At 36.6% G+C, this 24,833-nt stretch carries 19 protein-coding genes and 1 pseudogene; 16 read left to right on the top strand and 4 right to left on the bottom strand.

The window, feature by feature from the left end:
- The 3 genes from J3U71_RS00460 to J3U71_RS00450 form a co-directional block, all read left to right on the top strand.
- Positions 1 to 6,638, top strand: a 6,638-nt coding sequence (locus J3U71_RS00460) for a DUF1542 domain-containing protein (protein WP_267395672.1), incomplete at its 5' end; no start/stop codon positions are given.
- A gap of 167 nt (positions 6,639 to 6,805) precedes the next feature.
- Entirely contained in the window at positions 6,806 to 7,180 is a 375-nt protein-coding gene (locus J3U71_RS00455; RefSeq protein WP_220268350.1) for a hypothetical protein, read from the top strand.
- A gap of 89 nt (positions 7,181 to 7,269) precedes the next feature.
- Positions 7,270 to 8,598, top strand: a complete 1,329-nt coding sequence (locus J3U71_RS00450) for a BspA family leucine-rich repeat surface protein (protein ID WP_267392307.1) — start codon at positions 7,270 to 7,272, stop codon at positions 8,596 to 8,598.
- A gap of 59 nt (positions 8,599 to 8,657) precedes the next feature.
- Here J3U71_RS00450 and J3U71_RS00445 read toward each other — a convergent pair whose 3' ends face one another.
- Positions 8,658 to 9,371: a GntR family transcriptional regulator gene (locus J3U71_RS00445; RefSeq protein WP_220268348.1), complete on the bottom strand. Its 714-nt coding sequence runs from the start codon at positions 9,369 to 9,371 to the stop codon at positions 8,658 to 8,660.
- Positions 9,372 to 9,498: 127 nt separating this feature from the next.
- Between J3U71_RS00445 and J3U71_RS00440 the strand changes: the two genes are divergently transcribed.
- The 10 genes from J3U71_RS00440 to J3U71_RS00395 all read left to right on the top strand — a co-directional run bounded on the left by J3U71_RS00440 (position 9,499) and on the right by J3U71_RS00395 (position 20,243).
- Positions 9,499 to 10,860 carry a glycoside hydrolase family 1 protein gene (locus J3U71_RS00440; RefSeq protein ID WP_267392306.1) on the top strand — a complete coding sequence of 454 codons (1,362 nt, stop codon included), beginning with the start codon at positions 9,499 to 9,501 and terminating at the stop codon, positions 10,858 to 10,860.
- Between the two features lie 18 nt (positions 10,861 to 10,878).
- A complete protein-coding gene (locus J3U71_RS00435) occupies positions 10,879 to 12,210 on the top strand; it encodes a PTS sugar transporter subunit IIC (RefSeq protein WP_220268346.1) in 1,332 nt (443 codons plus the stop codon).
- 179 nt (positions 12,211 to 12,389) lie between these two features.
- Positions 12,390 to 13,016 (top strand): hypothetical protein, encoded by a 627-nt coding sequence (locus J3U71_RS00430; RefSeq protein WP_267392305.1) that lies wholly within the window; start codon positions 12,390 to 12,392, stop codon positions 13,014 to 13,016.
- Positions 13,017 to 13,290: 274 nt separating this feature from the next.
- Positions 13,291 to 14,049, top strand: a complete 759-nt coding sequence (locus J3U71_RS00425; RefSeq protein ID WP_267395670.1) for a hypothetical protein — start codon at positions 13,291 to 13,293, stop codon at positions 14,047 to 14,049.
- Positions 14,050 to 14,712: 663 nt separating this feature from the next.
- Complete coding sequence (locus J3U71_RS00420; protein ID WP_267392303.1) at positions 14,713 to 15,369, top strand: hypothetical protein; 657 nt, start codon at positions 14,713 to 14,715, stop codon at positions 15,367 to 15,369.
- Positions 15,370 to 15,379: 10 nt separating this feature from the next.
- Positions 15,380 to 16,015: an ATP-binding cassette domain-containing protein gene (locus tag J3U71_RS00415; protein WP_267392302.1), complete on the top strand. Its 636-nt coding sequence runs from the start codon at positions 15,380 to 15,382 to the stop codon at positions 16,013 to 16,015.
- Between the two features lie 256 nt (positions 16,016 to 16,271).
- Positions 16,272 to 17,156, top strand: coding sequence for a helix-turn-helix domain-containing protein (locus J3U71_RS00410; RefSeq protein WP_267392301.1), 885 nt, complete (start codon positions 16,272 to 16,274; stop codon positions 17,154 to 17,156).
- 135 nt (positions 17,157 to 17,291) lie between these two features.
- Positions 17,292 to 17,912, top strand: a complete 621-nt coding sequence (locus tag J3U71_RS00405; RefSeq protein ID WP_267392300.1) for an ABC transporter ATP-binding protein — start codon at positions 17,292 to 17,294, stop codon at positions 17,910 to 17,912.
- A 98-nt stretch (positions 17,913 to 18,010) separates the two neighbouring features.
- Positions 18,011 to 19,069 carry a hypothetical protein gene (locus tag J3U71_RS00400; RefSeq protein WP_267392299.1) on the top strand — a complete coding sequence of 353 codons (1,059 nt, stop codon included), beginning with the start codon at positions 18,011 to 18,013 and terminating at the stop codon, positions 19,067 to 19,069.
- A gap of 100 nt (positions 19,070 to 19,169) precedes the next feature.
- Positions 19,170 to 20,243 carry a hypothetical protein gene (locus J3U71_RS00395; protein WP_267392298.1) on the top strand — a complete coding sequence of 358 codons (1,074 nt, stop codon included), beginning with the start codon at positions 19,170 to 19,172 and terminating at the stop codon, positions 20,241 to 20,243.
- Between the two features lie 90 nt (positions 20,244 to 20,333).
- Here the strand turns inward: J3U71_RS00395 and J3U71_RS00390 are convergent.
- A pseudogene (locus J3U71_RS00390) lies at positions 20,334 to 20,558 on the bottom strand (IS3 family transposase); the annotation flags it as partial.
- 497 nt (positions 20,559 to 21,055) lie between these two features.
- On the opposite strand from J3U71_RS00390, the gene J3U71_RS00385 reads away from it, so the two are divergent.
- The 3 genes from J3U71_RS00385 (at position 21,056) to J3U71_RS00375 (ending at position 23,958) form a co-directional block, all read left to right on the top strand.
- The gene (locus tag J3U71_RS00385) at positions 21,056 to 21,925 is read left to right on the top strand and encodes a helix-turn-helix domain-containing protein (protein WP_267392297.1); all 870 of its coding nucleotides are present in this window, start codon (positions 21,056 to 21,058) and stop codon (positions 21,923 to 21,925) included.
- Between the two features lie 282 nt (positions 21,926 to 22,207).
- A complete protein-coding gene (locus tag J3U71_RS00380) occupies positions 22,208 to 22,798 on the top strand; it encodes a hypothetical protein (RefSeq protein WP_267392296.1) in 591 nt (196 codons plus the stop codon).
- The gene (locus J3U71_RS00375; protein WP_267392295.1) at positions 22,795 to 23,958 is read left to right on the top strand and encodes a hypothetical protein; all 1,164 of its coding nucleotides are present in this window, start codon (positions 22,795 to 22,797) and stop codon (positions 23,956 to 23,958) included. Before J3U71_RS00380 ends, J3U71_RS00375 begins: the two co-directional genes overlap by 4 nt.
- Before the next feature lie 13 nt (positions 23,959 to 23,971).
- On the opposite strand, the gene J3U71_RS11600 is transcribed toward J3U71_RS00375, so the two are convergent.
- Positions 23,972 to 24,154, bottom strand: a complete 183-nt coding sequence (locus J3U71_RS11600; protein WP_323848328.1) for a hypothetical protein — start codon at positions 24,152 to 24,154, stop codon at positions 23,972 to 23,974.
- 5 nt (positions 24,155 to 24,159) lie between these two features.
- On the bottom strand, positions 24,160 to 24,684 hold the full coding sequence (locus J3U71_RS00370) for a TatD family hydrolase (RefSeq protein WP_323848327.1): 525 nt from the start codon (positions 24,682 to 24,684) through the stop codon (positions 24,160 to 24,162).
- Positions 24,685 to 24,833: the final 149 nt, after the last annotated feature.

Here is a 24,833-nt window from a genome sequence, read left to right as displayed (position 1 = left end):
CAGCGATAGATAAAGCAACAAGTGCGGATGAGATCAACAATATCGTTAATCCAGCGGTTGACAACATAAACCATGTATATCAAAAAGGTACAGATCTATCGGAGCAAAAGAAAAAGGCAAAGGAAGCTGTAAATAATGCAGCAGCTGCAGCTAATAATCAAATAAACGGTGATAAAGCTTTAACAACTAGCGAAAAGAACAAGCAGCTAGGACAAGTAAGCGGCTATCAAGATCCAGCGTTAGCAGCGATAGATAAAGCAACAAGTGCGGATGAGATCAACAATATCGTTAATCCAGCGGTTGACAACATAAACCATGTATATCAAAAAGGGACGGATTTATCGGAGCAAAAGCAATCATCTAAAGATGATATTGATAGAATTGCTCTTGAAATTAAAAATGATATTGATAATGACAAGACTTTAACGACCAAGGAAAAGACCAAGCAAAAAACTAAGGTAGATTCTGATGCGGTTGTTGCTAAACAAAACATTGATGCTGCTCAAGATGCACAGAGTATTGTGACTGCCCATGAAGATGGCGAAAAACAGATTAGATCTGATCATAGATCGAACACAACCTCTATATCTGATCAAAAGGGAATTGCCAAAGATAAAATTGATCAAAAAGCTGTTGAAATCAAGAATGATATTGATAATGATGCAACCTTAACAACAAGTGAAAAGACCAAACAAAAAACTAAGGTAGATTCTGATGCGGCTGTTGCTAAACAAAATATTGATGCTGCTCAAGATGCGCAAGGTATTGAAAATGCTCGTGATGAGGGTATTGATCAGATTGAGTCAGATCACGTATCAAATAAGTCTTCTTTAGAAGATCAAAAGCAATCTGCTAAAGATAAGATTGATCAAGAAGCTGTCACAATTAAGAAAGATATCGAAAATGATATAACGTTAACAACAGCAGAAAAATCTAAGCAGAAAGCAAAAGTTGATGCTGATGCTAAAGCTGCTAAGGATAAGATTGATACTGCTGCGAATGCCCAAGAAGTTAATGAAGAAATTAAAGCGGGCATTACAGCAATTGATAACGATCATATTCCGAATACCGCATCACTAGAAGAACAAAGACAGTCTGCTAAAGATAAGATTGATCAAGAAGCTGTTGCGATCAAGAAAGATATTGAAAACGATGCAACGTTAACAACAGCTGAAAAGTCTAAGCAGAAAGCAAAAGTTGATGATGATGCTAAAACCGCTAAAGGTAAGATCGATGCTACCGAGAATGCTCAAGAAATTATTGATGAGTTAAAAGCTGGCGTTACAGCAATTGATGCGGATCATGTCCCTAATACTATTTCGCTTGATGAACAAAAACAGTCTGCAAAGAATAGAATTGATCAGGAAGCAAAAACTATTAAAGCTGCCATTAAAGCAGATCAAACTTTAACTGATGATGAAAAGTCAATTCAAATATCTAACGTTGATGCTGATGCTAAAACTGCTAAAGAAAAAATTGACACATCAACTAACGCGCAAGCTGTTATTAATGCAACCAATGATGGTATTACGACAATTGATAATGATTATGTACCAAACGATTCAACTATAGTTGATCAAAAACAAGGCGCTAAGGATAGAATTGATCAAGAAGCCATTAAGATAAAGGATGCAATTTCTCAGGATTTAACGTTAGATGCTAAAACTAAATCTGATCAAATTAATGCTGTAATTGATGCTGCTAATGCTGCTAAAGCTAATATTGATGCCGCAGTTAATGCTCAAGGTATTAAAACTGCCCGTGATCGGGGAATTATTGATATTGATTCTAAGCATAGATCAAATCCGTTTACTTTAGTTGAACAAAAAGACTATGCTAAGCAACTAATTAGAGATGAAGCAGAAATTGTTAAGGTAGCTATTAATAGTGATCCAAATCTAGATGCTAAAACTAAGGCAGATCAGATAAAGGCAGTTGATGCTCAAGCTCAAAAAGCTATTGATAGAATTGCAGCAGCTAATGATGCTCAAGCAGTTCAAGTTGAATACGCCAATGGCATTACCGCTCTTCATGCTCAACATTTATCTGGTGTAGATCTAGCATCACAGAAGAAAGATGCTCAAGAAACACTTGATAAAGAAGCAAGTATGCTCATTGATATTGTTACTAACGACACTTCATTAGATGCTGATTCTAAAGCAAGTCAAATAAATAACATAAAATCAGAATTGCAAAAGGCCAAAAATGCAATTGATCGTGCTAAGACATCACAGGAAATTAGTGATAAAGAAATTGCTGGTATTACTGCAATTGATGCACAACATGTTCCTGGTAAGTCCTTGTCGGAACAAAAATCTGATGCGGCCAAGTCTGTTGACAATGCTGTTGAAACTGCAAAAGCTCAAATTAATCAGTCTAAAAATATTACTGATATGCAAAAGGCAAAGGCAAATCAAGCTATTGATGATGCGGCTAATAATGCTAAAATTTTGATCAACGCAGCTCAAAATTCACAGTTAATCAATAAAGCCAGAACTGATGGTATAACTGCAATAAATGAAGTTGTTAAAACCAACAATGATATTGAAATTACTACTCTAAAGCAAATAACTAAGGAAGCTATTGACGCGGAAGCTGAAATAATTAGGAAAGCAATCAATAATGATGCCAACTTAACTAAAGCCGAGAAGTCGGTACAACTTTCAAATGTAGACTTAGAGGTAGGAAAAGCAAAGAATTCGATTGACCGTGCAGCTACTGTTTCAGAAATAAATACCAAGCAAGACGCTGGTATAACAGCAGTTGACGCACAATATGTTCCTGGAAAGCCTCTTGCAACTCAAAAAGCTGATGCTATTAGAGAAATTACTGATATTGTTAATTCAGCTACGGATAAGATTGATAAAGATCAATCTAAAACTGTGGCCGAGAAAATTAAAGAAAAGCAGGATCTTGCTGATGCGTTAACAGCAGCAAAGAATGCAATTAATAAAGCAAATGATGCCGAAGAAGTTAATAAGGCTAAAGCTGATGGTATTGCTGGAATTGATGTAGCTCAGAGACCGGTTATTACATTAAATGATCAAAAGGAAGCCGCTAAGGATGTAATTGATAGAGTAGCCAATACGGCAAAGAACACAATTTCTCAGAGTTCAAATTTGTCTAATGAGCAAAAAGCAGCTGCTAATAAAGCTATTGATAATGCCGCAGCGGCAGCTAAAGATGTAGTAGATAAAGCAACAGATTCTGATGGAATTGAAAAAGCTAAGGCTGATGGTACTGCGAAAATTAACCAAATTGTTGACGATACAGTTTTACAAGCATTTAAGGATCAAGCAAAGAATTACATTAAAAATAGTGGTAATGATGTTAAAGGCCGAATTGATAATACACATATAAGCGATAGTGAAAAGAAAGCTATTAAAGATAAAATTGATCAAATAACTAAAGATACCCAAGCTAAAATAGATGCAGCTAAATCAGAAATGGAAATTTTTCCAATAGTATCCGATTACGACAAAGTTGTTAATTCGTTTAATCCTGTGCCAGATGGTTCCGGCAGCAATGGCTCCGGTTCCAATGGTTCAGGCTCGAATGGCTCTGATTCACAGGGTTCAAACGGTTCAGGCTCTAACGGCTCAGGCTCAAATGGTTCAGGTTCCAACGGCTCAGGTAGCAATGGCTCTGGTTCTAATGGTTCCGGCAGCAATGGCTCCGGCTCAAATGGTTCTGGTTCCAACGGCTCAGGTAGCAATGGTTCCGGCTCCAACGGTTCCGGATCAAACGGCTCCGGTAGCAATGGTTCAGGCTCGAATGGCTCTGATTCACAGGATTCAAACGGTTCCGGATCTAATGGCTCCGGATCAAACGGTTCCGGCAGCAACGGCTCTGGCAGCAATGGTTCCGGCTCGAATGGCTCTGATTCACAGGGATCAAACGGCTCTGGCTCAAATGGCTCCGGTAGCAATGGTTCCGGCTCCAACGGTTCAGGCTCAAATGGTTCCGGATCAAACGGTTCCGGCAGCAATGGTTCAGGCTCGAATGGCTCTGATTCACAGGGATCAAACGGCTCCGGTTCCAATGGCTCAGGATCAAACGGCTCCGGTTCCAATGGCTCCGGCAGCAATGGCTCAGACAGCAACGGTTCTGGCTCCAACGGCTCAGGCTCAAATGGCTCAGGTAGCAATGGTTCCGGCTCTAATGGTTCCGGATCAAACGGTTCCGGCAGCAACGGCTCTGGCAGCAATGGTTCAGGCTCGAATGGCTCTGATTCACAGGGTTCAAACGGTTCAGGATCTAACGGCTCTGGCTCAAATGGTTCCGGTTCCAACGGCTCCGGTGGCAATGGCTCAGGCTCGAATGGCTCTGATTCACAGGGTTCAAACGGTTCAGGATCTAATGGCTCCGGTTCCAACGGTTCCGGCAGCAACGGCTCTGGCAGCAATGGCTCAGGTAGCAACGGTTCTGGCTCCAACGGCTCCGGTTCAAATGGTTCCGGTTCAAACGGTTCAGGATCTAACGGTTCAGGATCGAATGGTTCCGGCAGCAACGGCTCTGGCAGCAACGGTTCTGGCTCCAACGGCTCAGGCTCCAATGGCTCCGGTTCAAATGGTTCTGGCTCTAACGGTTCAGGCTCGAATGGTTCCGGCTCTAATGGTTCTGGCAGCAATGGTTCCGGCTCCAACGGTTCTGGCAGCAATGGCTCTGGTTCTAACGGTTCCGGCTCCAACGGCTCAGGTAGCAATGGTTCCGGCTCTAATGGTTCTGGCAGCAATGGTTCCGGTTCTAACGGTTCAGGATCGAATGGTTCTGGTAGCAATGGTTCCGGCTCTAATGGTTCTGGCAGCAATGGCTCGGGATCAAACGGTTCAGGCTCAAATGGCTCTGGCAGCAATGGTTCCGGTTCTAACGGCTCCGGCAGCAATGGTTCCGGCTCAAATGGTTCTGGCAGCAACGGCTCAGGTAGCAACGGTTCTGGCAGCAATGGCTCTGGTTCAAATGGTTCCGGCAGCAATGGTTCCGGCTCCAACGGCTCCGGTTCTAACGGTTCCGACAGCAATGGTTCAGGCTCAAATGGCTCCGGCTCCAACGGCTCAGGTAGCAACGGTTCTGGCAGCAATGGCTCAGGTAGCAATGGTTCCGGCTCAAATGGTTCTGGTAGCAACGGCTCCGGCAGCAATGGTTCCGGCTCCAACGGCTCCGGCAGCAATGGTTCCGGCTCCAACGGCTCAGGCTCAAATGGCTCTGGCTCCAACGGTTCCGGCAGCAATGGTTCCGGCTCCAACGGCTCAGGCTCAAATGGCTCTGGCTCCAACGGCTCAGGCTCAAATGGCTCTGGCTCCAACGGTTCCGGTAGCAACGGTTCTGGCAGCAATGGCTCGGGATCAAACGGTTCCGGCAGCAATGGTTCCGGCTCCAACGGCTCAGGCTCAAATGGCTCTGACTCCAACGGCTCAGGTAGCAATGGCTCAGGTAGCAACGGTTCTGGCAGCAATGGCTCGGGATCAAACGGTTCCGGCAGCAACGGCTCTGGTTCAAATGGTTCTGGCAGCAATGGTTCCGGCTCCAACAGTTCTGGCAGCAATGGCTCTGGTTCTAACGGTTCCGGCTCCAACGGCTCAGGTAGCAATGGTTCAGGATCAAACGGTTCCGGCAGCAATGGCTCTGGCTCTAACGGTTCTGGCAGCAACGGTTCTGGCAGCAATGGCTCAGGTTCAAACGGCTCAGGTTCTAACGGTTCTGGCAGCAATGGCTCAGGCTCCAATGACTCCGGCACTAATGGTTCAGGATCAAACGGTTCCGGCAGCAATAGTTCCGGCTCTAACGGCTCAGGTTCAAATGGCTCTGTTTCTAACGGCTCGAATGATACTGGAACGGGTGAAGAAACTGTTGGGGTAGGTGCTAATGATGCGCAAGCAACTAATCGTAAGCTTTACCATAATGCATACTTTTATGATAAAGATGGCAAACGCGCTAACCTATTAGTAGCTAAGAAGGGATCAACAATTTCTACTTTTGGTAAAGCTATTAATATAGGTAGTCGTGAATTCTACCTGACGGATAATGGTTTATATGTTGCGGTTAACAACTTTAAAGAGCAAAGACGAACTTTAAAGCATAATGCTTTTACCTATAATCAATATGGTAAGCGTGTTGGTACTAAGCTACTGAAAAAGAATAGTAAGATTGGTACATACGGTGATCCAGTTTCAATTCATGGTAAGTCCTACTACATTGTTGGTGCTAATCGTTATGTTAAGGCAGCAAATTTTAAGGCAGCTAGAAAAGAAGCAAATAACGTTGTCGCAGATGGCGTAACCTCAAATGCTGTTCTTGAGCATGATGCTTATGTATATAATGGTGATGGCAAGCGAGTTAACCAAGTAGTTCTTAAGGCTGGTTCCAAAATTACGGCTGGCGATACTAAGACAATTAATAGTCGACAGTTCGTTGAAATTGCTAACGGTCATTATGTAGCAAGTGATAATGTTACAGGAACGGCTCGTAAATTAACTACTAAGGCAGCTATTTACAATAAGTACGGTAACAAGACGAGTAAGCCTGCAATGAAGAAAGGCGAAACTGTTCAGACATACGGCGATATAGTTGTTATTAAGGGCAAAGCTTACTATGCAATCGGTAACGATGAATTTATTAAGCAAACAGCCTTTGAATAGAAAATAAGGGCTAACTAAATAACCCAAAAAGAAAGAAGCTCCTATCTCATAAGAGGTAGGGGCTTCTTTTGGTCTAATCTTTAACTTGTGATAACAGAAAAATTTACTAATCAAATAATTTGTTTTATAATCATTTTAAACATATGTTCGTAATAAAGAGAGAAAAAATGAATAAAAAATTTAATCAGGAAGAATTCGACCAGATCCTTGATGATTTTTTTAAAACTTATCAAGACCGGGGGATGAAAAAATGGCAGGGTTTCTTTTTAAGTGATCATACAGCAACTATAAACAAAGACAATCGGCAACGTTCAATTATTTATCATAAAAAAAAGCCGATGACGGTAGAAGAAGTTAGTAAAATCTTAATGAATGCTTACGCTAACCATCGCCAAGTTTCAGTTCAGCTTAAGGAACTTAATATTGAGGGGAAAGTACAACCTGATATTATCGGTTTCGTACAAGGGTATCAGATAGATGAAATAGTAATTTCTGGTATCTGGATTGATTTAAATAATATAAATAATGTTGCTTTTTATTAGATATTTATGATATAGCAGAAAAATTATATTTTATTTTACTTTCTTAGAAAAGTCCGCTTTTAGATTGCGGTCTTTTTGCTTGTTTAAATTTGAAAACGGATATTTTAGATACAAATGATGGCTTAGAAAATTTAGATACATCAAAGGTAACCACAATGGAAGATATGTTTAGTGGCTGTTTTAGTTTAACTAATTTAGATTTAAGTCATTTTGACACATCTAATGTTACTAATATGGCTAATATGTTTTCTTTTTGTGCAAATATATCGGATCTGTGTTTGAGCAACTTTAATACTTCGAGAGTAACTGATATGGAGTATATGATTGAAGATTGTGATAATTTAAGTAGTGTAGATTTAAGCAGTTTTGACACAAACAATGTAGCTAAATTTGACCAAATGTTTCAATTATGCATTAAACTTAATCACTTAGTTCTTGGAACAAAGTCATTGTTTTCACAATACGCTGAAATGGGATTACCAGAAGTTCCATCTGTAGGCACTCTAGTACCAGGCACTGATAAGAAAGTGACTGCTCCATATTGGGTGTCCACCAGCGGTTATGAGCAGGGTAAGCAATATACATCAGAAGAACTGATGGCAATAAAGAACCGTGATCAAGTTACTACTTACGATTGGGTTTCCGCTGCACCAGTTGCAGAAGTCTCAACTGAGTCAAAAGCTGTTAGCCGGTTAATTAATATTCATCAACCTGATAATACTACAAAGACGATAACTCAAACAGCCATGATTAAGCGACAAGTAAATACAAACGAAGATGGTTCGATTGATTATGGTGCTTGGTCAACAGCATCTTGGGATGCATATGATCTACCTGTTTTTGCTGGCTATTCAGCAAGTTCAAAGCAAATTCCTGCTGCTGTTGTTGATGGGCAAACACAAGATCAAGTAGTTGATATTTTTTACGAACCAGTTGAGCAAACAATAACTGTGCAATACTTGGATAAAGGCAAGGTCGTAGGTATACAACAGCTTACCGGTTATGTTGGTGAAACGATTACGCCAAATTACCATGTTCCTGCTGGCTACGAATTAGCTGCTTCGCCTCAGCCAACCGTCAAGGTTGATGCATCAGGTAAGCAAGTAATTAAAGTTAATGTTAACCATAAATTAGTTCAGAGTACTGAAATAAGAACTTTCACACGAACAATTAACGTTCATCAGCCAGATGGCACTATCAAGACAACTAACCAAGTGGCTGTTGTTCGTCGGACGGTGACAATCGATCAAGCTACCGGTATGAGAACCACGGGCTCGTGGCACACAGATATTTGGGAAGAATATCGTTTACCAGAAATTACTGGATATACACCAACTAAGAGTGTTATTCCAATTAAGGTAATTGACGCCAATAGTCAAAATGAACGAATTGACGTCTACTATAAGGCTAACAAGTAATATTTTTAAAATAAAGAGGACTCCGTTAATGCGGAATCCTCTTTTTGTTTAGCCAAAATTTAGACTTGGTTTAGGGTTAATTCACCATGGTCGTATCTGTTACGGGTCTGCGAGTATTCAAACGGTAGACCATTATCCAAAAAGCAAATTTGCTCAACTTCAAAAACGGGGTCGGTCTGATCACATTTCAAATACAACTGATCGTAGGCGTCAGGCTTATCGGCGCGAAAAGTGCGATTGGCCTTGCCAATTTTTAAATGCAACTTGCCCTCAATATAGCTATAAATCGATTGTTCAAGCACTGCCATTGTGATACCAGGAATGACCTTGACAGGCATAATTGTATATTCCAGTCTAACAGGAAAATTGTTTAGCAAACGTTGCCGAATGATGTCATAGACAGGATCACTAAGACCAATTTTTAAATAAGATGCTTCTTTCTCAGTCGGCTCACGGGTGGCAAAGGAAATAATGTTGCTCGTTAAGAATTCGGTATTTTTAATTCTCTCGGTAAAGCCGACATGTTCGTTAGCATTATCTTTTTTAGCAATTTCCATTTCTTTTTCAGTCAAAATGAGTGTGCCATGACCACGGATAGGCTGCACGATCCCCTTATATTGCAAGAACCTAAGTGACTTGATAATCGTTACTTTACTGGTTCGGTAAATATCGGCGAGTTGATCTATATGAGGGAGTTTCTTTTGGTATTTATGCGTTAGAATATCCTGCTCAATATGGTTAGCGATTTTAACATAAAGTGGTTTAGCTGACATAAGTGTTCCCCTTAAATTATAAGTAAACAAATAGCTTTACTTACATCTTGGCAAAGATTTACATCAAGTGCAAGATGAAATAACATTAATTATGAAAGCGTTTTTAATAAAAGAAAGAAGAAAACAAATGACAAAATTTTTCTGGGGGAATTCAACTTCAAGTATGCAGACCGAAGGTGGCTGGAATGAAGGCGGTAAGAGCTTATCCGTTTATGACATTCGTAAGCCCGGCGAGCATACAAGTGATTGGCATTTTGCTAACGATAACTACCATCATTTCACCGAGGACTTTGACTATCTGCAAGATTTAGGCATGAACATGTATCGGTTCCAGGTCTCTTGGTCACGGGTAATTAAAGACGGCGATGGTGCAGTCAATGAGGAGGGGCTAAAGTATTACGATAAGCTAGTGGATGCACTGCTTGAACGCAACATTGAGCCAATGATCTGCTTATATCATTTTGATATGCCACTTCATTTAGCTCAAAAGTATAACGGCTTTGTTAATAAGCAGGTCTGTGATGCCTTTATCCGTTACGGCAAGATTATCGTTGATCATTTTGCTGACCGGGTTAAATACTGGATTACTTTTAATGAACAAAATCTTTACCATACTTCCGAAGCCTTTAATATCGCAGGTTATCTAAAGGGTGAAAAAACGTTAAGTGAGCTTTATCAAATTGCGCATAATGTCATGTATTGTCATGCCGCAATTGCCAATTATCTTCATGAAAACACGGACGCTAAGATTGGCGGCATGCTAGCCTATAACCAAGTTTACGGTGCAACCGCAAATCCGCAGGATGCTTTTGCTGCACACCAGATTGACGAGTTTTTAAATTATGACTTGCTCGATGTGTTCAGCTATGGGAAGCACTCCGCTGCTGTATTAGCCTTTATCAAAAATCATCACTTGCAGCTTGCTGTGACAGATAAGGAAAAAGAAACGATTGCAGCAGTTAAAAGCGACTTTTTAAGTTTTAGCTATTATGCTTCCAGCACAATTGATGCAAGCAAGATTCCGACCAACACAGCACCAAATCAATATTTAGAATTTGGCCGTAAGCTTAATCCCGTTTTGCAAACAAGTGAGTGGGGCTGGCAGATTGATCCGCTGGGTTTTCGTGATGTTTTAAATAAAATCTATCAGCGTTATCATTTGCCAGTGTTTCCCATAGAGAACGGCATTGGCGTGCGTGAAGAATGGGATGGTAAAACGCCGATTCAAGATGATTACCGGATTGATTATCATCGCAGTCACATTAAGGCTATGCAGGCAGCCATTAAAGAAGATGGCGTTGATGTAATTGGCTATTTAGGCTGGGGCCTGATTGACATTTTAAGCTCGCAAGGTGACATGGACAAACGTTATGGCGTTGTGTATGTCAATCGAACTAATCATGATCTCCGTGATATGAAGCGGGTACCCAAGAAAAGTTATTATTGGCTGAAAAAGGTAATTCGGTCTAATGGCCGTGATTTATCTTGATTTTTGGAGGAATTCGATATGAATGATTCGACTAGTACACAGGCTCATCCAAAGCTGCAACGATTTTTGGATAAATTTACCGACATATCGGTTAAGATAGGTAATCAGGTGCATTTGCGCTCATTACGGGATGCATTTGCGACGTTAATGCCGATGTTTATTTTATCTGGTGTAGCTGGCTTATTTAATAACATAGTCTTTGTATGGCTATTTAAAGGTGAGACTTTAGTGAAGTTTCAAAATTTTGGTTTGGCTCTAAACAATGGGACCTTAAATGTTGCAAGTATTTTAATTGCTCCGATGATTGCCTATTTTTTAGCCAAAAATAAGTCGTTTGATAACCCAATTTCGGCTTCTGCCGTTGCTTTATCATCGGTTTTCATTATGTTGGCTTTGCACGTTAGTGTAACTCCTATCGGTGCTAAAAAAGCGGTTGATGTTACTGGTGCAATTTTATATTCACAAATTGGTACAACAGGAATGTTTGCTGGCATAATTATTGGATTATTGGCAACAGAAATTTATATGAAACTTTCAAAAGTGAAGGCACTAAAAATTAACTTGGGCGATCAAGTACCCCCTGCAGTTGGCCAGAGTTTTTCAGTATTGCTGCCTTCATTGATTACTTTAAGCATTTTCGGCATTATTGCCGCTTTGTTTGCTGCTAATAATGCCGATCTGGTTACATTGATCTCACGACTGATTCAAGAACCGCTTCGATCCGTCAACACCTCTTTGCCTGGCTTTTTATTGATTTATTCAACTGGTAACTTTTTATATACATTAGGTATTCACCAAACAGTTATCAATGGGTCATTGCTTGATCCGTTAAACTTGGTAAATATGAATGAAAATTCACTTGCTTTTGCCGCAGGTAAGCAGCCTACTCACATTATTAATACGGACTTTGTAACTGTTTATTCTCAAATGGGCGGTACGGGGCTGACAATTGCGCTAATAATTGCCGTATTTCTGGTTTCTCATTATAAGCCTTATAAAGAGGTAGCTAAGTTGGGTATGGTTCCAGGTATTTTCGAGATTAACGAGCCAATTATCTTTGGTTTTCCAATTGTCTTTAACATCCCAATGATTATTCCATTTGTGCTAAGTCCCGTAATTGGCTCACTAATTGGTTACTTTGCAACAGCCATTGGTTTTGTTAAGCCACTGTGTATTTATATTCCTTGGACCACACCGCCATTGATTAGTGGCCTTCTAGCCAGTGCTGGTGATTGGAAAGTTGTGCTAGTTCAAATTATTATTTTGTTCGTCTGTACACTCTTCTATATTCCATTTATCAAAATTTCGGAGCGTGTAGCATTAAAGCAAGCAGAATTATATAAGGCCTAATTCTTATTTAGACTCGTGAAAATAACTTTCACGAGTCTTTTTATATAATAAAATAACAATATACTTAAAATAAATAAACAAATTAAGTAATTAAACTTTGTTATAAAAATGGTTAATAATAGGTATTTGCCATGTTACAATAGTAAGAACTATTTTTTACTTATCGGAGGAAATTATTAATGAAAAAGGGCGTAAAGTTCCTTGGAATATCCGCTGCCGTAACACTATTTTCAATTGCGACTGGGGCACTTGCTACTGCGGTTGTTGATGCGTCATCTAATACTGAACAAAAGCAGGAAGGAAAGACTGATAAGCAAGCTTTAAAGAGATTGGCTAAGGCCGGTTATGTCTTTCGTCTTAATCAAGATGCCAGGATTTCTCTTCATGCTCATAAGGCAGCCACGCTGCCGAAAGAAGAAGTACAGCAACTGATTAATGACCGAGTATTATTTAAAATTGACCAAGTTAGTTCTTTACGTAATGGCGTTCAAGTTCATTTAGTAGATCAGACAGGCAAGCATCAAGGCTGGGTTAATATTGTGAGCGATCTGTACAATATTAATTCAAAGAAAAAGAGCCTGCGACCATTAATTAAAGCCGAGCTTAAGGTAATGGATTATGCTGATATTATGAATATGAAAGCAGCAAAAAAGCAGATGAAAAAAGTGACTATAATTGCTAACAAGCTAACTGGCACTGATAAGGCAATTGGCCAAACTTCTGTTAAGGAGTTGCAGAAATGGCTAGGTGCAATGGAATATAAAGACATTCCCGCCCTTTTGATTGGTGAATATCCCCGGTATTAAGGCAAAATATCTTTAGTTAGTTGCTATAAAGATAAACCAAGAGGTTTGTTCCGTCCATGGAACAAGCCTCCTTTTTTGTCTATTATTCGGTTATCATTAATATTATTATTTAATATTTAAAATAATTTTAATCAAACTAACTAATTAAATAGATAAGATTTTTAACGATCTAAAGCTAAAGTAACTTATGATAAATATAAATTTTATTGGTGATATATTAATTTTTTAACTTGGTGAACATATGTTAATAAAAATGCAAATCAAAAGAATGTGCTTGCGTTGGCAAACGTTACTAGCGGTTTTGATCGGCTTGTTAGTTGTTGTTATTCAAGCTTTAACAATCAATCAGGTTAATGCAACTAGTGGAGTAAATAATGCCTTTTTGCATTTAACCGGTTTTGATTTTAGTGGTTCAGGAACTACCATTTATTACTTGATCTTACCTTTGATGTGTGGTTTGGCGGCTAGTAGTACTTTTCAAGAAGACAAAAGAAATCATCGCCTATCTCAGCTTCTTTCACGAAGAACGCAAAAACAATATTTGTTTTCAACCACGGCCAGTTCATTTATCGTTGGGGGATTAGTTGGAATTTTGCCCCTTTTAATTGAAGCAGGCTATTTCTTCATTAATTTTCACGTAACTAATGCTCCTACAGGACGAGACCATCAGATAATCAGTCCTTCTGGATGGGGCTATAATTTCTTTATTCATAATACGTTACTCTTTTGGCTCTGCACAATCCTCATTGCCTTTGTCTTTAGCGGACTATTCAGTCTGATGGGCTTAGTATCGTCTTATTTTGAAATACATTCGGGTGTGGAAACAATCATTCCTTTTGTTATTAGTTTTATCACCTTATTGGCAGCAAATTTGACTGGCGAGATTGAAGCATCCCTATATTACGTTTTAACACCAACATACAGTAACAGTTATTCGTATACTCAATGGATTTTATTGGGCTACTTGCTAGTTATTCTATTAGCTGTCTTTGGCTTAACTTGGAGGCAAAGCAAACAAGATGTCTTCAATTAAGCGAACTATCAAAGCAAATAAATTAAGATTATTTGTCATTGTTATTGGCTATATTTTAGCATTAATTTTGCTATATCATTTCACAGGAATTGAACGTGGGTTAGGCAAAAGGAAAGCAATCTACCAGCTATTGATGCCAAATACTTTTTATTCCGTTACTGCTTTTGCCAATGTTTTGTTAGTAATGACTGTCAGGCCATATCCAATTTTCTTTGAAAATATTCGCATAAAGTATCAAAGTGATTGGCCGTTGTTTTTATTTTGGTGGCTTAGTATATGCAGTCTAACAACTGCATTTATAACTACTTGTGTAGTACAACCAATACTATTGTTAGATCCCGGAATATCGCAAATTTATTGGCAACCCTTTTTTCTTGTCATACTGGTTGCATTTATCAATCTATTATTTTTTCAAAGCATAATTTTAGTCTTATTTTACTTTCTAAAGCGAATAAATTATTTTTTTATCAATTGTTTACTGTACTTTTTAGCTGATGTGACGCCTGATTTTATTCATTTTCCATTATTCAACAATTTTATTAATTCCAACTACTTAGTTGGAAATCAGCTATTCAAATTGCTATGCTCATCTATGATTTTAGTGGGAATAATACTAGTTTGCTGGTATCTTAGCTGGACTATTTATGAACGGAGAGAGCGCTTATGAAATGGAGAACATACTTACCCGAGCTCTTTTCTAATAATCGTCTAGGGAAAATTATGGTTATGTGCTTTCAAGTTTTCTCTTGGTGGCAATACTGTACCAATATTGATTTTACTTACCAGCATAATATGTTTACCACCTTTCCGATAACTGGTGCCAATTTTTTGATGGCTAATCTAGCGTGGCTTTTATATTACTTAGGTGGAGAATTTTACTTAATTAATCTTTTGCAAACTAAACTTTTGGCTGCTAATCCGTTAGTGGTTATAAGAAATGAGAAGCGAACCACTATTTTCCAAAATTGTCTGTTGACGGTCGTGCTATTTTCTCTTGTATATAATTTATTATTTATTAGTTTGATTGTAATTATGACTAAAAATAAGCTTAATTATTGGTTTTTAGTAAAATTATTCAGTACTCTTTGGCTTAGTTTTACGGTTTTTATCTTATTGGCGTTAACTTGTTCTTTAATTGAACGAATTTTAGGATGGATCATTCCATTATTGCTAAGTGTGATTTCATTGGCTTTAAAGAGCAATTATTTAATCATGGTTACTAATAGCGTAACCTGGAGTGTAAATATCAGCAATGCAATCTGGTTCATTGCTTTAATAATTTCGCTAGAGCAAATTAACCAGCGACTTGAAACAAAATAAGGAGTCAAAAATGAGCTATCTTGAATTAACTAATGTTACTAAAAAAATAAATGATGAAACTGTGTTAAATGATATCAATTTAAAAATCGATCAAGGTAAGATAATTGGTTTTGTTGGTACTAATGGTTCTGGTAAAACCATGCTATTTAGAGCAATTCTTGGCTTAATAAAAATCTCTTCGGGGCAGGTTATTCTTAAAGGCCAGGAAGTGGGCTTAAATACTGAGCGACAAGTAAATGTAGGGGCAATCATTGAAACTCCTGGATTTATCAAATCTTACACTGCGCTTAAGAATTTGCAATATCTTGCTTCAATAAAAAATATTGTGGGTAAAGATGAGATAATTGCTGCAATGAAAGTTTTTGATTTGGAAAAAGTTAAAGATAAAAAAGTCAAAAAGTTTTCTTTAGGAATGCGCCAAAAGCTAGCAATTGTTCAAGCATTCATGGAAAGGCAGGAGTTACTTGTTCTTGATGAGCCAACTAATGGTTTGGATAAAGAATCTGTTCAGATTTTTGAAAACTTGATGAAGCAATTACGTGCGCGAGGAGTTACAGTTTTGCTTGCCAGTCATGATGATCGGGTTATTAAGTCAGTTGCTGATGAATATTATCAAATTGATGGTGGCAAAATTGTAAGTGACTAGTGGGAAGTAAGCTTTAGAATATCGTAATTTCGTGATTCCACTTTATATTCATGGCAAAAAGCTATATATGAATATATTGATAATAATTAGGAATGGTAGTATGATTAAACTAAAATTATTCAGCCATTTTAAGATTGAATTTGCAATATAATGATATTCCACTTTTGTATGCTTAAAAAGTGGAATTTTTTATTTATTGATAAGTGATAAAACATTATTATAGTAGTAACATGCTGGAATTTATTGAGGCTTGATTATGATTGATTCAAAATATGGTAAAAGATTTAAACAGCTACGTTTACAAAAAAATTTTAGTCTTGATAATGCCTCAATTGGCATAACTTCTAAGTCTTCTCTGTATTATTGGGAAAAAGGGCAACGAAACATGCCCTTTGATAAAGTGGTTGCCATGCTTAACCGTATGCGGATACCGAGTGAAGAATTATATTTTGGCTTAAATGATGAGTATCAGTATATGATCGAAATTAGTGATGCGTATTTAGAAAATGATAAACAAAAACTTAAACATCTGGCGATAATTTCTCTCAAGCAATTGCGAGAAAGTTCCCAAGATAAGAACTTATTAATAAAAGCAGCAATTTCTTGTAATTTTTTAAAGTATTCTACTAATGAGTTGCTTTTTTCGCCTAAAAATTTAGCTAACCTAGAGGAACTACTTTCAGAGATTAAGGAATGGAACTTTGAAGATATTTTTAATTTTGGCAACACTTTATCTCTTTTGCCTAATAAACGAATATTTGGTTTAGCCAAGCTTTTAATCAGGGTATATCTTGAAAATAAGCCCAAAAACTACTTTAAATGGGAACATGCAGCCTTGAACACAATTTTTAATGCATCTGTTATCTTGATTATGAATGATTGCAAATATAGTAGCAAGCTAATTTCAGAGCTTAAATTACTAAAGATTGATGATATCTTTGCTTTTGAAAAAATTCGTTTAACCTTCATTTCTGAATTGGTAAATTACTCAGAAACTACAGATGATACTGAAATAATTAACCATTTTTTCCCAATTATTGAATATTTGGGTTTTGCCGATTTGAGTATGGAAATGAAAAAGGCATTTGTTAAGGTTAAAAAGATCGTTGAAGAAAGAACCAAAAAAAATAAAATTATCTGATTCTAAAATTAGTAATGCAAATATATTTAGTACCGGTTTCTGATAATTATTTGTTTTTAACTTAGTTTAATTAGTGTATTATTAAGAGATAAATTTAAGCTATTTAATTTTTTAGATATTATTAAGGAGTCTGCCATGCTAACGGTTAATAACCTATCAATTAAGACACGTCAGCCTATTTTACACAATTTTAGTTACCAATTTGAACCAGGACAATTTTACCAGATTGCAGCAGAAAATGGCTTAGGTAAAACTAGCTTTCTAAGAGCATTGACAGATTTAATTCCTGTTTCAGCCGGAGCAATTATGTGGGATGAACAACCATATTTTAGAATTAAGAAGAAAGTATTCTTTTTTGAAAGTAATGATTGGTTTAATTCTAATTTAAATAGTTTGGATTACCTTAGATTTGTCAAGAAACAATGGGATTCGTCTGCCGATATCAGGACTGAGCTGGATTTCTTGAAAGTTAGAGAATATGCTAAGGTACCAATTAAAAAATATTCACTTGGGATGAAACAAAAGCTGATTGTGGCCATGTACTTTGTAAGCGGCGCTCAGTATTATTTAATGGATGAAATTACTAATGGGCTAGACGAAACAAGTCGGCTAAAACTCTATAGACGGTTAGATGAAGAAGTTACTCAGAATAATAAATGTATTATTCTGACATCGCATTATAGCAGTGAGGTTAGAGTTGCACATTCTCACCGTTTGGTATTAAAAGAGCAAGAAATACGCGAGGTAAGACAATGAGTTCAACCGTTTTTTTTCAATTAAAAAAAGTTTTTAAGAGTAATCTAACATTAATTTCGATATTTGTTTTGGCATTTATCACATTAGGGCTTTATTTTATGATGTCTAAAAGCCTGAATAGTGATACTTCTCTTGAAGGTAGTATTCAGGGAAATATTAAGATTCAAAAAAGTATTCTTGCTCAAGGCGAAAAGGAACTTAAGAAATATTCACCTGGCAGCAAGAATTATCAAGCTAAACAAAAAGACGTCAAGAATTTAAAAAATAAAGTACAAACCAATCTCGATTTAATAACTGATATTAAGCACAATAATTGGCGTCCGGTTTATAAAAAGCAGTTAGCCAGTTTTACAAAATTAAATGGTACTAATTTATCGTACCAGGAAAAGTACCAAACTGAAGCCTTTAAGAAACGGTTTGCCTATTTAAAAGAACACCCGATGCCATATGAAAGTGATGCACCTGTTACTGGAGTTCAGGCTCTACTTACGTTTAATACCGATTTTTGGCCGCTCTTATTTAGTTTAATTATTATGTTTATCTTAGCTTATCTTTATACAGACTCATACCGTAACAAGTTAGATATTGATTCGGTTACGCCGCAATCACCTCTTCAGCGTTTATTAGCAAGCAGTGCTGCCGGCTTTACGACGAGCATAATTATTTTTTGCTTGGTAAGCTTATTTTTATTTCTAATTGCATCACTACTATATGGTCCAGGCAACATTCAGTATCCATACATTATTTTTCATTCTATTCACCAAAAGTTTGTTTCAGATGTTGTTCCAACCAGCAGCCTGCTTTTTAAAAACTTTATTGTTCAGATCTTTTCGTTTCTATTTATAGCTCTTTTTGTACAGCTGGTGGCTAAACTGGTCCGTCAACAGTTACCAACTTTATTGATAGTTCTTTTTTTAATGATTGGAGGCAGTCTAGCAACAACGTTTATTGAGCCATTAAGCCGAATTGCAGCATGGTTACCAAGTACGTATTTAGGTGCTCTTAAAGTCGTATCAGGTCAAATGGCTAATGAGCTAAACAATCCCGGAATAAATTTTAATCAAGGAATAGTTACTTTAACTGTGGGCACTTTATTGCTAATCATGATTTTATTGTTGATGGATCAATTACAAAAACAACGAACAGGAGCAAACTAAAGTGTCATACTGTGTTTTTCAATTAAAAAAAGTTTGTAAAAACAAACTAACTCCTTTAAGCTTTTCTTTAATTGTCATAATCTTGATAACTGTTTTTTTTATGAATAAACGGACTGAATCGTATTTTACGCTTGAACACGAAACACAAACGGCAATTACCGATTTACGTCATCAAGATAGTAAATTAGAAGCCAAATTAACGCAAATTTCTTCGAAAAGTCCACATTACCAAGAAACTCGCAGTAATTTATTAGCTAATAAGCAAACCTTAAAGCAAAATCAGATAATTTTAGCAGCGATTAAAGCTAATCATCTTGCGAAAGCTTATACACTTATCTGGTTACAAAAGAAAAAAGAGCGTCAATATTTAAATAGTTCGGAAATAGGTGATCAACAAGCCAAATTTGATGCTGCCAAAAATGTACGTTTTTATGGTTACTTAAGAAAACAACCATTGGCTTACGAAAGTCAAAAAATGCCAGTAACTGGTTGGCAATTTTGGCTTCAAATTAATGCTCAATATTTGCCGTATTTATTTTCACTAATCGCACTCTTTACTCTTACACTGCTACTAACAGATTCGTATCATCAAAGAATAAAAACTTCGCGGATATTGCCGCTCCTACCTGGCAAATTAGCTATTTATGACATAATCACTGGGGTAGTTTTAATAGTCGGTGGTTTTATTCTAATAAACCTAGTAATATTTTTGTTAGCAACGTTAGTTTCAGGATCAGGCAGTTTATCATATCCTGTTAACACTTTTCATCTAAATGACGCTCAAGTAACTATTAGTTGTGTTCCGATTGGCAATCTGATTGTACCTGTACTTTTTTTACAAGTATTGAATATGTTATTTTGGGTTGCTTTCGTGCGATTACTTGCTCAAATTATGCGTGACAAGTTGCCGACTTTGTTACTTGCGCTTCTAGTAATAATTGGTGGTAATCTGGCTATCACAGTTCTTAAGCCATTACAAAGAATTAGTAGCTTGTTTCCGATAACGTATCTTAATGCTGTTGATGTTGCCACTGGCAGTTTAAGTATGAGATTCCATAACGCACAATTGAATATTAAAAATGGCATAATCTGCCTAATTATTAGTATTGTGCTAATTTTCGTTTTAACCATTATTTTTGAACATAAGCAGGACCCGGTAAATTACAACGAATAAAACTTAATCTAAATTAAAAACCTCCCAAGTAATGATGTAGACCCCAAAATTAGGACAATCTAATAAATTTTAATTAAGGACTAATGCCCGTTATTCAATCGGACTTAGTCCTTTTAATTTTACTTTGATTCTTTGCTTATTATAGTAACTGATATATTTTGGAATTGCTTCTTTCAGTTCGTTTAGATTCTTAAACTGGGTTTCAAAGCCATAGAACATTTTCCGTTTGAGTATGCCAAAGAGGCCTTCTATCAATCCGTCATCTAACGAGTTGCATTAACGCGACATGGACTTCTTGATTCCAGGGTCTTTTAGCAATAATAAAAACTCAAAGTTGTCCTAACTTCGGGGTTTTTATTAATTGCATTGGGCTATTTTGGTCTGTATTAGCTCAATTTACTGGTTTAGAGCCATTTCAGGCACACTGATAACATGTTTAGTTACTAGTTTTATGACATAATAATTAGTTAGGAAAAACTTTTAAAGCAATTAACTTATTGATGTAATTACAAAAAAACGATTCCATAAGTTAACGGAATCGAGTAGTAACTTTTGTATTAAATTTAATTAATGTCTGATTTTTCTATTTATACTTCAAAGGTAATTCCAAAAGGCTTATTGTTAGTACATAAATGGCCTTAACAATGGCCTTAACATTGTTAAAAAAAGATATTAGCTTGAATTAGCCTAAGAAAATATTGCTAGTTGCGATTGCATGCATAATTAATGCCGGAATCGTAACAACTGAGTCTCCAATTAAAATCGTCATTACAAATTTTTTCAATAAGTTCTTTTTCATCTGAGGTCCCTCTATGTACGATAAAATATACGGTAAAAAATTTAAACAATTACGTGAAGAAAAAAGATCTAGTTTAGAAACTACTTCTCGAGGTATTACTTCAAAATCATCACTCTATTATTGGGAAAAGGGAATGGGTGATATGTCGTTTAGTAAAGTTATCAAAATGCTTGAACGGCTGCATATTAAACCGGAGGAGTTCTTGGCAAATAGCTTGAATGCATACTTGGATATCAGCGATATTAGCACAGCTTATCTAGAAAATAATTATGATGTCCTAAGGTCACTTGCTAAAAAATATTTAACCATAAGTCGTCAAAGCCCAACAAGTCGACGTGAGTTAATTCGAGCTGCAATTGCCTGCCATCATCTAATGGCAGCTACAGGTGAGAATCTGTTCTTATCCCAAGATTTGGAGAAACTCGAAGAGTTGCTGTCACAAATTGATGAATGGTATTACGAAGACGTTTATAATTTTGGCAATACTTTAAGCTTGCTGCCCAGTAACCGCATATACGGTTTGACCAAGTTACTAATCAAGAAGCTTAGCCAAAACCAGCAAAAAGCCTATGACCAGTGGCAGCATTCGGCATGGAATACATGCCTAAACGCTGTTTTCACTTTGTTTTATCGAAAATTTGCCAAGGTAAAGAAATTAGTTACAGAACTTGATGCCATCGAAATGGGCTATTCCTTTATTTTTGAGAAGGTTCGGCTAAAATTTGCTCATGAAGTTATGCTTTACATCCAAACTGGTGATGAAACAAGAATGCTGCAAGTTTTCTTTCCTTTCTTAGATTATCTTGGTACTGGACAACTTGCTGCCGACTTAAAAAAAAGCTTTAAACGGATTAAAAAGATTTACACCAAAAAAGTAATCTAAACCTTTGTTAATGGTACACTTTAAAACTGCTAATGCCAAACTTGTTCAATAGGTTGAACGATTTTTTTTGAAACTTAAAATTTTGATATTCTAGTATCATAAGCTATTCCTACTAGTTATAACTAATTAATTTAATTTATGATTAGCGGAATAATAATATCTTAATAAATTAAGCAGTTAATAAACTACTTCAAAGTAATGTATTTTTAAGTTATATAGCAGCTTAAGCATGTTGAGAATATTCAGACAGATATTATCCCTGTTATTTTTAAGGAGTTTTAAATGCTAACTATTAATAACTTATCTACTTCTTATCAGTTTCATAAAGAGCAGATCTTTCGAATATTATTTGAAAATTTCAGTTACCAAAGAGGTTTTTTGCGAACAATCACTATTTTGGCCGCTTTTGCAAAAGTAAAAGTTTTAATTGCTGAACAGCCTTATTTTGGAGCAATAAAAAAGGAAATATTCGCCAAAAGGTACGACCATTTAAATTTAAGCTTTAATAGCTTAAATTATTTGAAGTTTGCTGAACGTCAGTGGAAATTTTATGCTAATTCGACAGGTGAATTAGTTTTTGGGGTGATATATGAATATGCCAAAGTACCTATTTATGCCTATACAAAGATAGCTAAACACAAATTACTAATTATACTGTATTTTATTAGTAATGTAACTTATTCTTTAATAGCTGAAAACACTAATCACCTTCATCAAGAAAATTGCCTAAAAGCTTCTGCGCGGCTTAAAGAAAAAGTTAGTCGACGAAATAAGTGTATTATTGGCATCTCATATAAAAATAACAGCATAGAAGTTTCTAACTTGCATAAGATGGTATTACAAAAACAAATGATTTACGGGGTGGTGCAGTGAACTCGTACTTTTCATTTCAGTTTAAAAAGATCATTAAACAAAATTTCAAAACAATCATTATATGTGTCTTGTTTATTGTATTATTTGGCTTTCTTGATCTTGACTCGAATTTTCTGGTAAATGGCACTTTATTTGAAGGACAAAATAACTGCTTTATCAGTGCTAATCACGTTGTAGTTCAGGGCTATCATTCAAAATCTGAAACCAAAATTAAGTCTCAACAAGCTAAAACTGGACTCCAGTCAAAGACTAAAGCTATGAATTCGACTAAAGATTCCGGACTAGCTGGTGATGTGAAGGTTAAGCAATGGCACCAGGTTTATGAAATATCGAATAATAATTCTGATAAGTTAAAACTTAGTGAAAACAATTATGAGGAAATAGACTGGTTTAAGCAAACCAAACAATTTCTTGAAAATTTAATTAAACATCCAATTCCATATGAAGATTTAAGTGCCATGACGGGTATTCAGCTTTTAATAGAATTAAATAATAAGTTCTGGCCTGTTTCATTTAATTTAGTCATTATTCTTATTTTGTCATATTTGTTTACTAGTTCATATAAAAATGGTGATGACATTTCCGCCATTATTCCTATTAGTTCTGGTAAGAAAATCTTAACCAATATTGGAATAGACCTATTACTTGTTAGCTTGATGTATCTTGGCCTGAATTTTGTGGTGTTTTTAGTTTCGTCTTTAATTTTGGGAATGGGTAATATAAATTATCCTTATGTTGTTTATAAAATAACAAGCAGGCAAGTTATACTGGATGTTATTCCGGCAGTTGAATTAATTCCGCAGACGATTATTATTCAATTACTTGAATTTTTACTGATTACTGTTTATGTCAACTTACTGGCACGAATTTTTCGGTATTTATTCCCGACAATGCTGGTGGCGACTTTCCTCGTTGCCGTGGGGAGTTTAGCGACGGTAATTATTGAGCCAATTAGGGCGCTTGCAGCTTGGTTACCTACTACTTACCTTAACTCGCTCAGAGCTATTTCTGGCTCTACAGCTTACGATCTTAATAATATGCAGGTTAATTTTGCTCATGGTTTAATCACTTTGCTTCTTGGCACCCTAATTCTGTTAATGGCTACCTTATTTCTTGATCGGTTCCAACAGAGAAAGTCTGAAACAATAATTCATAGTTAATGGGACAAGTTTATTACTTTCCTAAAAAGTGTTGTAAATTACCGGCGACTTGCTTTGCCAGCATATTTTTATCAACCTGACGCAAGTCTGCTAAGGCCGTTAGTGTTTGGTCTAAAATAAGAGGGTAGTCTTCGACTTTTACCGGTTTATTTTCCAACCACTCAACCGAACTTAAGCCATCTGTCTCAATTAGCAAGCGATTTAAGGGGACCTTTTTGCCAGCTTAATTACGTTAGCATCGTCTAAAATAGCTAGGCAGAAGCTGAAATAACAGTTAAGATCGACATATTCCTGCTGGTAATTACTGCAATCGTACCAATGAATTAAATAGCGATTAGGAAATTGCCTGATTGTAGCTAAAATGATCTTTTCGCATCCCTTGGTATGTAGAATAACTGGCCGATTGGATGCCTGTGCCCATTCAATTTGTGCAGTGAAAACTTCCTTTTGGCAGTCCAAGCTATTTTCTGTCCAAACAGAATCGAGCCCGATTTCACCTACAACGTCAGCTTGCTCAAGATAGGGCAATACCTCTTGCAGGGTTAGTCTGTTAGCGTCCCATGGATGTATGCCAAAGCTAAGTAGCTCCATGTTTCGGGTCAGTTTTTGGTTAATGCGCCATTCCTCTGGTGTCTGGCAATTAACAATTGTTGTAATCTGTTTTTTGACGAGCAAATTTGCCAGTTCTTGATTATTTTCTAAATGGCAATGAGCATCTGTTAGCATAAAATTAGCTTCTTTCCGTTAATTAAAAGTAGACGGTTAACTAATAATATAGCTGGTCATTAATTATTATGCAATTAATTTTTAGCAAACAAAAAAGGACTAGTATTAAGTCAATTGCGACTACTAATCCTTTTTCTTTTGCTATTTTT

It is taken from the genome of Lactobacillus sp. B4015 (assembly GCF_026536055.1).
Taxonomy (GTDB): Bacteria; Bacillota; Bacilli; order Lactobacillales; family Lactobacillaceae; genus Lactobacillus; species Lactobacillus panisapium.
This window is presented reverse-complemented; position numbering and strand designations above follow the sequence as displayed.

Bases quoted from the DNA above. Each gene is read 5' to 3' on its own strand.
- J3U71_RS00405 (WP_267392300.1), top strand. From the start codon at position 17,292: ATGCTAACGGTTAATAACCTATCAATTAAGACACGTCAGCCTATTTTA.
- J3U71_RS00400 (WP_267392299.1), top strand. From the start codon at position 18,011: ATGATGTCTAAAAGCCTGAATAGTGATACTTCTCTTGAAGGTAGTATT.
- J3U71_RS00420 (WP_267392303.1), top strand. From the start codon at position 14,713: ATGAAATGGAGAACATACTTACCCGAGCTCTTTTCTAATAATCGTCTA.
- J3U71_RS00385 (WP_267392297.1), top strand. From the start codon at position 21,056: ATGTACGATAAAATATACGGTAAAAAATTTAAACAATTACGTGAAGAA.
- J3U71_RS00370 (WP_323848327.1), bottom strand. From the start codon at position 24,684: ATGCTAACAGATGCTCATTGCCATTTAGAAAATAATCAAGAACTGGCA.
- J3U71_RS00435 (WP_220268346.1), top strand. From the start codon at position 10,879: ATGAATGATTCGACTAGTACACAGGCTCATCCAAAGCTGCAACGATTT.
- J3U71_RS00395 (WP_267392298.1), top strand. From the start codon at position 19,170: ATGAATAAACGGACTGAATCGTATTTTACGCTTGAACACGAAACACAA.
- J3U71_RS00430 (WP_267392305.1), top strand. From the start codon at position 12,390: ATGAAAAAGGGCGTAAAGTTCCTTGGAATATCCGCTGCCGTAACACTA.
- J3U71_RS00410 (WP_267392301.1), top strand. From the start codon at position 16,272: ATGATTGATTCAAAATATGGTAAAAGATTTAAACAGCTACGTTTACAA.
- J3U71_RS00380 (WP_267392296.1), top strand. From the start codon at position 22,208: ATGCTAACTATTAATAACTTATCTACTTCTTATCAGTTTCATAAAGAG.
- J3U71_RS00455 (WP_220268350.1), top strand. From the start codon at position 6,806: ATGAATAAAAAATTTAATCAGGAAGAATTCGACCAGATCCTTGATGAT.
- J3U71_RS00415 (WP_267392302.1), top strand. From the start codon at position 15,380: ATGAGCTATCTTGAATTAACTAATGTTACTAAAAAAATAAATGATGAA.
- J3U71_RS00445 (WP_220268348.1), bottom strand. From the start codon at position 9,371: ATGTCAGCTAAACCACTTTATGTTAAAATCGCTAACCATATTGAGCAG.
- J3U71_RS00440 (WP_267392306.1), top strand. From the start codon at position 9,499: ATGACAAAATTTTTCTGGGGGAATTCAACTTCAAGTATGCAGACCGAA.